This window comes from Pseudoalteromonas sp. S558, from assembly GCF_005886635.1.
In the GTDB taxonomy this organism is placed as follows: Bacteria; Pseudomonadota; Gammaproteobacteria; order Enterobacterales; family Alteromonadaceae; genus Pseudoalteromonas; species Pseudoalteromonas aliena.
Window position 1 is genome coordinate 1 of the sequence record NZ_PNDU01000293.1, and the last position, 13,439, is coordinate 13,439.

Consider the following 13,439-nt stretch of genomic DNA (forward strand, 5'->3'; position numbering starts at 1 on the left):
TTAACGTTAAGAAAATTACGCTATAACTAGTCAAAAATTTTTTTATCTATTTGTTCTAAATAAAAAATTTTTAACGACATTATAGTGCAATTTAATTCGTTAAATTGATCAAAGATTTATGCAGTTTGGTATTAAACATAAAAAAAAGGGCTAAATAGCCCTTTTTTATTTAATGCATAAAACCTATTAAAGGTTTACTTGGTCTTTAAGACCTTTGCCTGCTTTAAAGCTTGGGATAGTTGCCGCTGCGATTTGGATCTCAGCACCCGTTTGCGGGTTACGGCCTGTGCGCGCTGCGCGTTCTTTTACTGAGAAAGTTCCAAAACCAACTAATGCTACTGAATCGCCTTCTTTTAAAGAAGAAGTTACAGCGCCAGTGAACGCGTCAAGTGCACGAGTAGCAGCGGCTTTAGAGATTTCTGCATCAGTAGCAATTTTTTCAACTAATTGAGCTTTATTCATTTTAGATTCCTATTCGTTATTATTTTGCCTTCGCAAAACCTATCTTTATGCATTTTTGAAGAGTTAGCAACAGCAAATTGCATTTTTTGCTTAAAATCTTAAAAAACACGTAAAATTTAAATAATTGTCGGTAAAATACAGCGTGTTGGGTTAACAAAGACTTAATTTAAGTTCAATTTTGGCGCATGTTAAGTAACATTTAAATCAACTATATTTTTTCGATAACTAAGGTCACTTCCCCAACCTCGACTCCAAACTTAACAATAGATGTGCGGTTTATCAAGCGTGTTTGTGTAACCAAGTACATCCAATCGTCAAAATTCACCTCAAGAGTTGATCCATCGTATGGCAACTCAACATTATAATTCCAGTGAAATACACTCCCCTGACTTTTTCCTTTGGCTATACCTAAAACGTCATCAGCTGTGCCTGTTAATGAGTTATCATCATTTAGCGTTATTTTCCAAATGCGTTTCTGTGTTTGTCCGTCATCATAAATAAAGTCTTCCTCAATAACGCCTTCGCTACCATCCCAAGTCGCCTTCATGTCTACGACAAGCTTACGGGTTAATTCACCTTTAAAATCTTGTACAACGCCGTAGGCTTTCAAATTTCCATTAAAAAACGTTTTGAAGTCAAAGTTGGGTGATGTATTTTTATAATGTTCGACATTAGGCGCAGAACAACTCACCAAAAGGAAAGCAAGTAAGCTAACAGCAACCAGTTTTAGCATATTTGATACGTTCATCTTAATTCCCTAATAATTGTTTACGTAGTTTTGGCTCAGATGTATTTTCATCAAGCCAAATGGCTAAAAAATCGCTCGAAAATTCAGGCTCTTCGATCTGACCCGTTTTTTTATCGTTATGATAAAAAGTGCTTACGCCTTGCTCATTTGTAATAAGAGTTAACGAGTCACCTTTTTTAATATCAGGCCAAATAGACAATAGCTTAGTATCGTATTTGGCAGACAGCTTTGATTTACCTAAATGTGTCCATTGCTCGTTGGTTGCTTTTACAATTTCTTTAGCATCAAAATTACGTAAATAAGTGAGCTTAAATTTAACAGGATGTGTCCCAGCACTGTAATCACCTGAATGAGTAAATAATTGAGCGTCATACACATCCCAAAATAAATACTCCATTCTTGCCTCGCCTACTTTATTAAACTCAGCACTTGCATATGCCAAGGGCGTTGTAAGTAGATAAAAAACAATAATTTTAAATAAAACTTTCAAAATAAAATCCTTTCGTTTAGATGAATTATACCAATTGCATTAAATTAGTGGTCTATTATAGCGATAAGAAAACAGCTCAATAACAAGGCTAAAATTATGATACATAGTTGTTCTATATAAATAATTTTTAACGTAGTGTGTGAGCTATTTAATACGCTAGAACGATCATTTTTTTAATAAAATTGATATTACATTACGGCTAATGCCTTAGGTTCGATCAATGGCTACCGATGACTTTATTTTTTGATTTATAAAAACAATGAGTGTGAATACTGATGACCAAAGTAACCCATATGCAAGCCAAACTTGCCATAGGGGTAATCCAAAACTTATAACTCCAAAGCGTGCTCCAGCCCAATAGCTTGCAGGCGCAAAAATCAGGCAAACCAAAAATGACTGCCAGAGTTTTAATTTACTTAGAAAAAGCATGGATGTATTTAAAGAAAGTAACAGCGCGGTCCATAAAAAAACGAGCCATAGCGGAAAGGGATAAACTTTAAATTCTAACAAACCTACTTTAACAGCAATAAATTCTAAAAGCAGGGCTAAGGGAAGTGCCTTAATTAATAATAAGGTGTCTTGTTTTTTTTGTTTTGACAAAAAAAACATCAAAATAACAATCAAGCCACTGAAAATAAGTGAATTAGCTTCAAGCAGCAGAGATAAAAACCAGACTGCTTGAAACAAAGCAAAATTAATAAGCGAGTGCAATGAAGTCATTATTACTAACAAAACGAGGTTTACGAGCCATTAAATGTACCGTACTTGTTGAGCGTGTTCTAAATGCTCCTTCACAATAGGCAAAGTAAAATAACCACAAGCGGTAAAAGCGCTCATCAAATTTAGAACGGTCTAAATCAGGCCAACTTTGTATAAAGCGAGTGCGCCAATCAGCTAGTGTTCTCGCGTAATGCGCGCCAATATCGTTAACTGTATGAATAACCATATCGGTGTTATTTTTGATTTGCTCGCTCATCTCGTTAAGGGACGGCAAACAACCACCTGGGAAAATATACTGCTGAATAAAATCAGAGTTTTTTAGGTAATGTTTATAACGCTGATCGCCAATTGTTATCGCTTGAATAAGCATAGCACCGTTATCTTTTAACAGCTCACCGCATTGAGTGAAAAAACTTGGTAGATAATCATGACCAACCGCTTCTATCATTTCAATAGATACCAACTTATCGTATTTCCCCTTAAGCAGTCTGTAATCTAGTTTGAGCAGTGTTATTTTACTATCAAGACCAAGCTCTTTAACTTTTTTGGCCACATAATCATGTTGTTCGTCTGAAATAGTCGTGGTGGTTACATGACAATCAAAGTTAGTGGCAGCATAAATTGCAAATGCTCCCCACCCTGTCCCAATTTCTATTACTGAGTCACCATGTTGTAACTCAACTTGCTCACAAATACGTTTAAGTTTGTATTGTTGTGCCTCTTCAAGTGTCGCTTCTTTTGTAGGATAAACGGCGCTTGAGTAAAGCATTTCTTTACTTAAAAATGACTCATATAAGTCATTGCCTAGATCGTAATGAGCGACGATATTTTTTTTCGAACCGGATTCAGAATTTTTATTTTTAATGTGATTAAACCGGTGGGCAATATTACTAAGAAAAGCGAACTTTTTTTCGAACTCATCAAGCTGCTTTTCGTTTATTGCAAATATTTCTATGAAGCGTGTTAAATTATCACAAGACCAATGTCCTAATATATATGCTTCACCAGCGCCTACGCTGCCAGACAGAGCAAATGCTTTATACATTGCTCTATCATTAACCGTAACGGTTACTTTAAAATCAGATAATATATCACCAAATACGGTTCGTTCATTATTATCATCTAAAACAATCTGCCCTGTTTTAATTGAAGAAAATGCTCTAATAACTAATTTTTTATATAAATTGGCGAACCAGCCAGCACTTTGTTCACAATTTAAGCTCGACACTTTTTCCATTTAAATACCTATTTATTTTTCTAACTATCTGTATGTGATTTATGGTTTGCCCGAATGCCCCAAAAAAGGCACTTTTTTTATAAATAACTTTAATGCTTGATGATAAATACCTTTAAAAATTGACCATGTCATCGCCGGAAAGCGTTTTAGTAACTTACTCACTTCTTTGTTGGTGAGCTCTATACGCTTTAGGCGTAATGTTGCATCAAACAATAACTCTTCATCGCGCTTATTTTCAATATGTATCAATGTTTTATCATTTGAATGTTTGATATGCCAATGATAGTTCATATCCAAATTCATAAAAGGTGATACGGAAAAAACCTTCTTAAAGTTCACTTTTTTTTCTAGGGGGACTAAATAGTAATGGCGTTCATTCCAAGGTGTATTACTTACTTCAGCAATCATGTACGTAAAGCTATTATCGCTATTACCAAAGAAGTAGAAGTTCACGGGGCTAAAATAAATACCTAAACAACGCAATTGTCCGAGCATATAAACATGGCTAAATGTTTCACTTACCCCCAATGCGGCAAGTTGGTGATGTGCACGTTCAATAAGGGAGTATGTATTTGGCTGTGGTACGTGTGTTAGATAATCGGTTTGCTGAAATTTTAGCGCTTTAAAACCACATGTTCCTAACTGCTTATGGATACCATTTAATTGTTGAGGATTATTTATATCTACCCACATCATATATAAAGGATAACTAAAGCGATGCTCTTTAACAGCAAAACGGCGATGTTTTACATCGCCTAAATAGACTGCACTAGTCAAACTCGACCCCAAGTTGTTTTGCCACATCTACACCGCTGTGTACGCCATCTTCATGGAAACCGTTGTACCAATAGGCACCACAAAAATAGCTATTATTATGGCCATCGATACTGTGTTTAAGTTTTTGCGCTGCGATAGAATCTTGATTAAATACGGGGTGATGGTAGGTGAATTCGCGCAAAATTTTGCTTTTATCTATCCCTTCAAGGTGATTAAGCGTGACACAAAATTGGGTATCTGATTGGATGCCTTGCAATATATTCATCTGATAGGTAACAACGGCCGCTTTATCAGTATTATCATTAAGTAAATAATTCCAACTAGCCCATGCTGCTTTCCTATCTGGTAACAAGTTTGTATCTGTGTGCAGTACCACTGAGTTTTTAGTGTAAGGAATAGCGCCTAATACTGTTTTTTCTTGCTGCGTTGCATCGCCAAGCAACGCAAGCGCTTGATCTGAATGACATGAAAATATTACTTTATCAAATTTACTTTGCTCACCATTTGCAAATTCGATTATAACTTCATCGTTTTCACGATTAACCGATTTAATATCTGTATTAAGTTTAATTTTGTCTGCAAAGCCTTTAATCAATGGATTAATATACTGGCGAGAACCACCGGGTATTACATACCATTGTGGTCTATTTGTTATATCGAGAAGACCATGATTAAAAAAGAACTTAACAAAAAATTCAACCCCTACATTTTCCATTTCTTTTATGCTTGTGGACCAAATAGCTGCCCCCATAGGGAGAATGTAATGAGATTTAAAAAAATCGTTAAACTTATTTTTGTCGAGTAATTGACCTAATGATTGCTCACGCTGGTAATCATCTTTTTCATGCAATGCTTTACATAACTTATTAAATCTTACAATGTCGGATAATAAGCGCCAAAACTTAGGTCTAAAAATATTTCTGCGTTGAGCAAATAAACTCGTAAACGTGTGTCCATTGTATTCAAAACCAGTGGCTTCATTATGAACACTAAAGCTCATTTGTGTTTCTTGTTTATTAATGCCTATCCGAGAAAGTAGTTTTTCAAAATAGGGGTATGTTCTATTGTTAAAAACTATAAAACCAGTATCTACTGCGTATTTAACGCCTTCTACAGTTACATCTACAGTTGCAGTATGGCCACCAATGTAATCATTTTTTTCAAACAATGTCACGTCATAATGTTTGTGGAGTAAATGTCCACATGTTAAACCAGATACACCAGTCCCTATTATTGCTATTTTTTTCAACGGGTTAATCCTTTTGCTATTTTAAGCCAAAGCGGTAGAGGTAATATTCGTAATGCTTTTAATATAAGTGTAAAACGATACGGAAAATGTACGTCTTTGCGGCGTTTGTGTATTCCTTTGATCATATAGTCTGCGGCTTTTTCGGCCGTAACTGCCATAGGCATAGGAAAATCATTTTTATTCGTCAGCGGGGTTTTTACAAAACCAGGGTGGACCAAAGTCACATCAACATCGTTTAAATCCACGGCTAAACTTTTAGCTAAGTAACTTACGCCCGCTTTTGATGCGCCATAGGCTTCTGAGCGCGGCAAAGGAAGGTAAGTCACACTTGAGCTAACTAACACAAGCTGTCCACCCGCATTTATTTTAGGAAGTAGAGCTTCAAGGCAGTACCCCATTGATAGTAAATTTACATTTATGACACGTTCGAAAAGTGCACTATCAAAATTTCTAGCATCATCAATGTATTCACAGTTACCCGCATTTAAAATAACGCGGTCAAAATGAGGAAAACCGATTGTGGCTTCCTTGATCTCTTGTAGGTTGGTAGCGTCAAATTTGCACGCTTGAATGTTTTCGTGTTTAGCAAGCTCTGCGAGTTTTTCACTATTACGCCCACATGCGATGACAGTGTCTCCCATTTGTGCGTATTTAATTGCTAACTGCTCACCAATGCCTGAGGTAGCACCTGTTATAAGTGTGATCATAATTAGCCTGCCCTTTTATCTATTAACTTTATAACACTGCCGAGTAAGGGAATATGCTTGTACAACAGCTCACCCACATTAAAGTAATCTCTGTGCAAAATAATTTTGCCACCTTCAAAGATGAGTTTACTATGTCCTTCAACCGAGATGGTTTTACCAGAGGAAAGCTTTGGGTGTGCGTAGTACATGGTCCAGTAAATGAAAGCGTGATTATCACTGTGGAACGAATCACTAATATCAAACTGGCAATGCTTAACATTGCAATATAAATTAGCAAAATATTTACGTAATTCTACAATGCCATTTATTTGATGCATAGGGTCAATAAATTGTATGTTGTCGCAGTAAATATCATTTAATAAATCAAGATTGGTACTGTTAAGCTGTTGGTATATTGAAATAAACTTATCTACTGGTAACTGGTTATCCATATCACACCTTAAATGCGCTAAGCGCACGCTCTCGTGCTGCTTTATGATCAACTATTGCTGGCCAGTAACACTCCTTATCTTTACCCGTTGCGGCTAGGTAAGTATGTGGGAAATGAATGTGTTTATCTGGCACGTTTTCAAGCTCTGGCAAATACTTACGAATAAACTTGCCCGTTGGATCAAAGCGCTCACTTTGTCTGATTGGATTAAAAACCCTAAAGTAAGGCTGTGCATCGCATCCTGTACTTGCTGCCCACTGCCACCCACCATTATTTGAGGCTAAATCGCCATCAATTAGGTGCTGCATAAAAAAACGCTCGCCTTCACGCCAATCTATTAATAAGTGCTTAGTTAAAAAGCTTGCAACCACCATCCGTAAACGATTATGCATCCAACCAGTTTGTTTTAGTTGCAACATAGCGGCATCAACTAATGGGTAACCTGTACGTCCTTCGCACCACGCTGTAAACTCGCTTTCACTTTTGCGCCACACAACTGCATTGTACTTTTCGTTAAAGTTGTCGCCACGGGAAAGCTTGGGAAATTCAGCAATGAGATGTCTGTAAAATTCACGCCAAATGAGCTCATTTATCCACGTAAAGGTTTTACTTTTTGATGTGGTTAGTATGTCTGGGTAACGCTGCTGAATATTGATCAATAATTGCTTAGTGCTCACTATACCCAACGCTAAATAAGGGCTTAATCCTGAAGTGCCTTTTATACTTGGTATGTCACGCTGATCATCATAACTGGTGAGTTTGTCGCAGATAAAGTTATCAACCACAGTTGCCAGTGTTTCATCGTCAACTGGCCACTTTTCAGAGCTGCCATCACTTTTTAATAAGCCACTTTCATCAAACTCAACGGGCTCAGAACTTAAAGGCCACAGCGGTAAACTAAAATGTGTATCTTGGTATTGTTTTAACCATGCTCGTTTAAACGGAGTAAATACTTTATACATTTCGTTACTTTGGTTTTTAACCGAACCAACGGGCGCTATTAAATCGCCTTCATACAAAGTAAATGTAATACAGAGCTCGTCACATTTATCTAAAATCGCCTTATCACGATTTACTTCGTTAAGCTCATACTCTGCATTAGCAATTATGTGTTTTACATCATTCGCTTTACAAAAATCAATAAGCTCACGCTCACAATCAGAAAAGCTTGGTGCTTCTATAATGTGTAAAGTAATACCATAATCTGCAAGCTGAGATTGAAGATAAGAAACCCTTCGTTTTAGCAAGTCAATCTGAATAGGCGCGGCTTGATGTTGTTGCCACTGTTTTTCAGACACAAAAAAAATGGCGTGTTTAGCGCCATTGTTTAGCGTTTGAATTAACGCTTCGTTAGAAAAAAGGCGCAAGTCGCGCCTAAACCAAAATAGTGTATCCATTAAATACCAAATCGTAGTTTTAAGTCATGAGGGTAAGGGTTAAAAAACACCTGTTTTTCAAGGTATTCATTTGGATGAACCTTCAAGTGATGTTTTAACAAGGTAAGTGGAACGTATAAAGGCACCAAACCTTCGCGATATTCGTCGATTGCATCACGGAGTTCTTGTTTTTCTACTTTCGATAACTCTTTTTTAAAGTAACCTTGTAAATGCATCAACGTGTTGCAATTGTTTCTGCGAGAAGCTGGTTTTTTAAGGCCTGTCATTAAACCTAAAATATACTCATCTGCAAGTGCGTTAATGTCGTCGCCGACGTAAGTTCCCAATAAGTTACCTAAATCACGGTAAGCTTGATAATTATGAGCCATTAACAAATACTTATACTGAGAATGAAATTGAGTAAGCTTATGAACCGTAAGCGGCTCCTGCACTAACTTTTGCCAATTTTTGAATACGTAAATTCTCATTACAAAGTTTTCACGTAAATGCATGTCGTTTAAACGTCCGTTTTCTTCACATGGCAATAACGGGTTATGCTTCATTATCTGCTCAGCGAAAAAACCAATGCCTTCAGAGGTATTCCCTGTTCCTGCTTCGTTGTATATTTTAATGCGTTCCATGCCGCAGCTTGGGCTTTTTGCGCAAAATACAAATCCACTTAATTGTTTGGCTTGTTCTGTTGCAACTTTTTTACCATATTCGGTAAGTTGCTGACCAACCTCACCAGACCCATCAGGGCGGCATACTTTAATGGTATCGCCTACTCTCACTTGACGAATAGTTGGGCGAGGGATCGGTAAACCTACCGCAACTTCAGGACAAAACCGTGTGTATTCAACGTGTTTTCCTAGCTCATCCATACAAAAATTTGATTTTTTATGACCCGTATCAAATCTAACTTTTTCGCCTGCTAAGCAGGCGCTTATACCTATTTTTATTGTATCTGTTTGCATATATTCTCTTAATAAATCAAGTTACCAATTGGATTAAGTAACTTACTGAAGCCCTTATTAAAATGTAGTGCACTACTGACAACTGTAAAGCACAAACACCCATCTTTTGTTAAAGGGGTATGTTGGTGACTACCATCTTGCCATATAAAATCACCTGGAACGTAGCTATCTTCTTCATCGCTAAATTCGCCATCTAATAATAATGTGACCTCAAATCCTGTGTGTGTGTGCTCTGGTATTTCGCCACCCGCATCAATATGCAGCAAGCTAGAACGTAGAGCTCCATCGTCAAGTGCAATACGAGAGCGAGCTAATTTACCTACTTGCGTAAATTTGCTATGAGAAATACGTGTTAAAGCACGTGGCAGTTGGTACTTGTGCTCATTGACTTTAATAGACACAGGTGCAACTTCGTAGACTTCATCAATCGAATTGTCAGATGTGATCATGTCTAGTAGGTTTAATTCAAATTCTTCAAATGACTCAGATTGCTCGTTATGAGATTTCTCAAATTGAGTTGGCTGTTCACTAAATAGTTCATCTGCATTACTTGCTTCAATTTTAGCAACTTTTGCTTGGCATACAGGGCACATATCAACGTGGATAGACACAGCTAAGCTCAAAGAAGCGCTTAACGATGCTGAGCAATACTCTGTAAGTAAAGTTTCACTCGGGTGATGTTTAATCATGCTTATCTCCCATTTCATTACGTAATTTCTGCAAGGCTAAACGTAATCGTGATTTTACCGTGCCTACTGGAATATTAAGTTGCTGAGCTAATTGCTCTTGCGACATGTCTTGAAAATAAACACCTCTGACTACCTCTCTTTGTGCAATTGGTAGTTTATCAAGGTAGCGTTTAATTTGTTGATCTTCTAAATGATCACTGTATTCATGGTTTGTATCTTCAGAATCATTTAACAGCGGCCAAATATCTTCGCTTATATTTTCTTCTTTATTACTCTTCATTTTACGAAGCATATCAAATGAGGCATTACGCATAACGGTGTAAACCCACGTAGTGGCAGCCCCTTTCTCACTGTTGTATAAATGCGCTTTGCGCCAAACAGATGTTAGTGTTTCTTGCACAAGCTCCATGGCTTGCGCTTCAATACCAAATTGCTTGATCCCAAAGCGTTTTATTTTTGGCGAAAAATACTCGAATAAATAAGCGAATGCTTTCTTATCACGGTTTTGTGCAACCGCTATTAATGCTTGCATCAGTTCAGAACTAGGCGTTTCTGGCATGGCAGTATACTTACCTGTATTAGGTTCACAACGTAGTGTTTGTTGTTGACTTACCATAATAATTTACCCCGTTATTGCTTTTGTGTAATGTAATACGGGCAATAATTAGTTCAGGATCATAAAAATTTAGGCAAATTCGTTATTAATTACAGTATGGAGGAAACTGAGTAAGTTATCAAAGTTTGTCTCAAACGCAAGTTGCTGTTTTTTCTCAATAGATATAGGTAATAGTTCAAGCCAACGGGCTGCAATCCAAGGCAACTTATTGAAGTGTGTTTGCTTATACAAAGTGTTTAATTCTGGGCTACCCAAAAATACACTTTTTAGCGCATCATGTAAGCGGTCGTTCTCACCAATTTCGTTATTAGAATCTTTATACCAATAAGGTGTATTACATTGTGAAACGAGACCATGGCGTAGTTCGTACTCGTCTTGGTAAACATCGTTTATTTGCACGCTTTGTGATGCAAATACATCAATTAAAAGCACGTCGTTATCGTCTTGATCAAAGTCAATAATATCAACTAGGCAGCCTTGTGCGCTAATATTAAATGGTGTGTCATGCTCAAACGTGCAAAGCACAAACCCTGTATTATTTTTTAACGCGGTTTTAACCATATTTAAATAGCGAGGTTCAAATATGCGTAGTCGCGTGTAGCCTTCTGGTAAAATAAAAATCGGTAATGGAAAAATCGCACGTTTCATAAAAATCTACTTATTTCAAACACTCTGCCTTTATTTACGTGCGCTTTTGCTAAGTCGATCAGCTTTATATGATTCGAATTAATTACCTGCCATATAATTAGTTAAATATTAAACCAACCACCCATAAATTTAAATATTTGAACCGAGTAATAAGCGCTGATCATGCTTACTACTGGTGCCAACATTAGTGCAAATAATCCAAGTTCACTGCTCATCGTTTTAATCCTTTAGATGGTTTATTTTACGTTTTTAACACTAGCGTCAGTATTTTCAGACACTGTAGAATTCGTTAAAGTAGGCGCCTCTAATAACCCATCTAAAATAGTTTTAGCATCAAAATAAAGCGTTTCTTTTAAAGATTTTTCAAGCTCAAATGTAGTTTGATTAACGTAACTAGCTACACTTTGAGACACTATGCTAGCTACATCTAGGTCAACTTCTGTTGCGTGTATTTGCGAAGAACCTAATACTAATAAACTGGCCATAGCGATTTTAATTGAATGTTTCATAATGGTATTCCTTGTTTGTGTATTGTTTAGACATAGTTATACAATCAAGGGATATACCAACATCAAAGTAAAACATAACCACTTGTAATTAAATAGCTTTTAATAAAACGACTTAATTACAACCATTCACCTCTCGTTAATTTAGCCACACACTTTAATTTTTTGACCATTTTTTAGTTAAAGTTTACATCTATTATTTGAGTTCCGATTAAGGAGCTTATTTTTTAACGGGCAGCACTTTTCTACCTAAACGATATGCATCGACAATACTCAAGACCCAAACCACAATCATTAAAGGTAAATACTTATATTCTGCAAATTTAGCGCATGCATCTGACGGTTCATGTGCAGCATTTAAAATAGCCGTCACCGACATGGGAATTTTACCCGAAACAATTTCATTGGCCGTGCACTGAGCAATCGCAAATATATCTTGAAGAGTTAAAATTAACAGTACAGAAAATACCCCCGCAAAAATAGCGCCTATTAAGTGTTTTTTTAAAGAAAAATGCCCTGCACCAGGATAAACAACAGCAGTAAGTAAAGCCGCTTTTAAATCTGTTTTCATGTTTATTTCAACTCATCATTTAGATTATAGTAGAGGTAAGCATAGTGAATTAATTTTCTTTGAAATCAAGTAAAAGCTAAATCGTTTATTAAATAAAGCGCTTCAGTATTGCTCAAAACTTAGATTGAAAATTTCAGCGTACACTTGTACACTAAAATCCATTCCAACAGTGGTAGGATCTGTTATGTCGCTAGAAGCGCCCTATTCTCGTAAAGAAGAACAACTCAATGTTATTAGTCATGCACTCGGTATTATTTTTGCCGTATTTGTTATGTGGGACTTATTTAGCCAAGCCACCAGCACTAAAGCATATTTTAGTACTGCGATTTATGGCAGCAGCCTATTTGTGCTGTTTTTGTCATCCACTTTGTACCACGCCAGTATTCAGCCGCGCTTAAGAGCCTTTTATAAAAAGTGCGATCACTGCGCCATATACTTACTCATTGCCGGCACCTACACTCCCTTTTTATTAATCTCATTAACCGGTGCTTGGTCATGGGCTACGCTTACCTTTATATGGGGAGTAGCACTCGCGGGCGTGGCGTACAAAGTATTTGTAAAAAACGGTAATAAAAAAATATCACTCGCCACCTACTTGCTGATGGGTTGGTTTGCACTGGCCATTGTATACCCACTTTATTCGCGTGTTGATGTAAACGCACTTTACTGGTTACTCGCCGGTGGTATTTTTTACAGCGTTGGTACTTTATTTTACAGTGCTAAAAGCACCCAATTTAGCCACGCAATTTGGCATTTGTTCGTTATAGCTGGTTGTGTTTGTCACTATATCTCGATTAGTAATTATGTATATTAGACTATGTGTAATTTCTAAAAATGTAACCTACAGCGATATACTTATTTTTCGCTAAATAAAGTGGTACATATGCTGATTATTAGAAAATTTCAAAATGGTGATGAGCTAACATTAAGAGAAATCTTTTTTAACACAATCAGGAACGTTAACATTAAAGACTACTCAGAGGTACAAGTTCAAGCATGGGCTCCTGATGATTATGACCAACCTGAATAGTATAAACGGATCAGCGCTATTAATCCTTTTGTAGCTATTTTAAATGGTGAAGTCGTAGGTCATGCCGATGTTCAAGGTGATGGTTATATCGACCACTTTTTTTGCCATTGGAAACATCAAGGCAAGGGTATTGGTAAAGCACTACAATAAAATACTACATCTGATCAAAGATCATTCGGAGGTGGCAGGTAATACCAATTCCATTTATT

18 protein-coding genes are annotated in these 13,439 nt (G+C 36.7%); 2 read left to right on the forward strand and 16 right to left on the reverse strand.

What is annotated here, in order from left to right:
* Positions 1-186 precede the first annotated feature (186 nt).
* The 16 genes from CWB66_RS17265 to CWB66_RS17340 all read right to left on the reverse strand — a co-directional run bounded on the left by CWB66_RS17265 (position 187) and on the right by CWB66_RS17340 (position 12,200).
* Entirely contained in the window at positions 187-462 is a 276-nt protein-coding gene (locus CWB66_RS17265) for an HU family DNA-binding protein (protein WP_008166804.1), read from the reverse strand.
* Between the two features lie 208 nt (positions 463-670).
* Positions 671-1,210 (reverse strand): DUF3833 domain-containing protein, encoded by a 540-nt coding sequence (locus CWB66_RS17270; protein WP_138586333.1) that lies wholly within the window; start codon positions 1,208-1,210, stop codon positions 671-673.
* Between the two features lies 1 nt (position 1,211).
* Complete coding sequence (locus CWB66_RS17275; protein WP_138586334.1) at positions 1,212-1,700, reverse strand: chalcone isomerase family protein; 489 nt, start codon at positions 1,698-1,700, stop codon at positions 1,212-1,214.
* A gap of 207 nt (positions 1,701-1,907) precedes the next feature.
* On the reverse strand, positions 1,908-2,420 hold the full coding sequence (locus CWB66_RS17280) for a DUF2878 domain-containing protein (protein ID WP_138586335.1): 513 nt from the start codon (positions 2,418-2,420) through the stop codon (positions 1,908-1,910).
* Positions 2,395-3,657 (reverse strand): SAM-dependent methyltransferase, encoded by a 1,263-nt coding sequence (locus tag CWB66_RS17285; RefSeq protein WP_138586336.1) that lies wholly within the window; start codon positions 3,655-3,657, stop codon positions 2,395-2,397. Before CWB66_RS17285 ends, CWB66_RS17280 begins: the two co-directional genes overlap by 26 nt.
* A gap of 39 nt (positions 3,658-3,696) precedes the next feature.
* Positions 3,697-4,434: a DUF1365 domain-containing protein gene (locus CWB66_RS17290; protein ID WP_138586337.1), complete on the reverse strand. Its 738-nt coding sequence runs from the start codon at positions 4,432-4,434 to the stop codon at positions 3,697-3,699.
* Complete coding sequence (locus tag CWB66_RS17295; RefSeq protein ID WP_138586338.1) at positions 4,427-5,683, reverse strand: NAD(P)/FAD-dependent oxidoreductase; 1,257 nt, start codon at positions 5,681-5,683, stop codon at positions 4,427-4,429. The genes CWB66_RS17290 and CWB66_RS17295 overlap by 8 nt, the downstream gene beginning before the upstream one ends.
* The gene (locus CWB66_RS17300; protein ID WP_138586339.1) at positions 5,680-6,390 is read right to left on the reverse strand and encodes an SDR family NAD(P)-dependent oxidoreductase; all 711 of its coding nucleotides are present in this window, start codon (positions 6,388-6,390) and stop codon (positions 5,680-5,682) included. Before CWB66_RS17300 ends, CWB66_RS17295 begins: the two co-directional genes overlap by 4 nt.
* Before the next feature lie 2 nt (positions 6,391-6,392).
* The gene (locus CWB66_RS17305; RefSeq protein WP_138586340.1) at positions 6,393-6,821 is read right to left on the reverse strand and encodes a nuclear transport factor 2 family protein; all 429 of its coding nucleotides are present in this window, start codon (positions 6,819-6,821) and stop codon (positions 6,393-6,395) included.
* Position 6,822: 1 nt separating this feature from the next.
* On the reverse strand, positions 6,823-8,217 hold the full coding sequence (gene phrB, locus CWB66_RS17310; protein WP_138586341.1) for a deoxyribodipyrimidine photo-lyase: 1,395 nt from the start codon (positions 8,215-8,217) through the stop codon (positions 6,823-6,825).
* Positions 8,217-9,170: a YbgA family protein gene (locus tag CWB66_RS17315; protein ID WP_138586342.1), complete on the reverse strand. Its 954-nt coding sequence runs from the start codon at positions 9,168-9,170 to the stop codon at positions 8,217-8,219. Before CWB66_RS17315 ends, phrB begins: the two co-directional genes overlap by 1 nt.
* A gap of 8 nt (positions 9,171-9,178) precedes the next feature.
* Positions 9,179-9,859 (reverse strand): ChrR family anti-sigma-E factor, encoded by a 681-nt coding sequence (locus tag CWB66_RS17320; protein WP_077535240.1) that lies wholly within the window; start codon positions 9,857-9,859, stop codon positions 9,179-9,181.
* The gene (locus CWB66_RS17325) at positions 9,852-10,475 is read right to left on the reverse strand and encodes a sigma-70 family RNA polymerase sigma factor (protein ID WP_138586343.1); all 624 of its coding nucleotides are present in this window, start codon (positions 10,473-10,475) and stop codon (positions 9,852-9,854) included. Before CWB66_RS17325 ends, CWB66_RS17320 begins: the two co-directional genes overlap by 8 nt.
* 69 nt (positions 10,476-10,544) lie before the next feature.
* On the reverse strand, positions 10,545-11,123 hold the full coding sequence (locus tag CWB66_RS17330) for an LON peptidase substrate-binding domain-containing protein (RefSeq protein WP_138586344.1): 579 nt from the start codon (positions 11,121-11,123) through the stop codon (positions 10,545-10,547).
* A gap of 236 nt (positions 11,124-11,359) precedes the next feature.
* Positions 11,360-11,632, reverse strand: coding sequence for a hypothetical protein (locus tag CWB66_RS17335; RefSeq protein ID WP_138586345.1), 273 nt, complete (start codon positions 11,630-11,632; stop codon positions 11,360-11,362).
* A gap of 217 nt (positions 11,633-11,849) precedes the next feature.
* On the reverse strand, positions 11,850-12,200 hold the full coding sequence (locus CWB66_RS17340) for a hypothetical protein (protein WP_077535236.1): 351 nt from the start codon (positions 12,198-12,200) through the stop codon (positions 11,850-11,852).
* 184 nt (positions 12,201-12,384) lie between these two features.
* Here CWB66_RS17340 and trhA point away from each other — a divergent pair, with 184 nt between their 5' ends.
* Positions 12,385-13,014 (forward strand): PAQR family membrane homeostasis protein TrhA, encoded by a 630-nt coding sequence (gene trhA / locus CWB66_RS17345; protein ID WP_138586346.1) that lies wholly within the window; start codon positions 12,385-12,387, stop codon positions 13,012-13,014.
* 252 nt (positions 13,015-13,266) lie between these two features.
* Entirely contained in the window at positions 13,267-13,380 is a 114-nt protein-coding gene (locus CWB66_RS17350) for a GNAT family N-acetyltransferase (protein WP_252371790.1), read from the forward strand.
* Positions 13,381-13,439 lie beyond the last annotated feature (59 nt).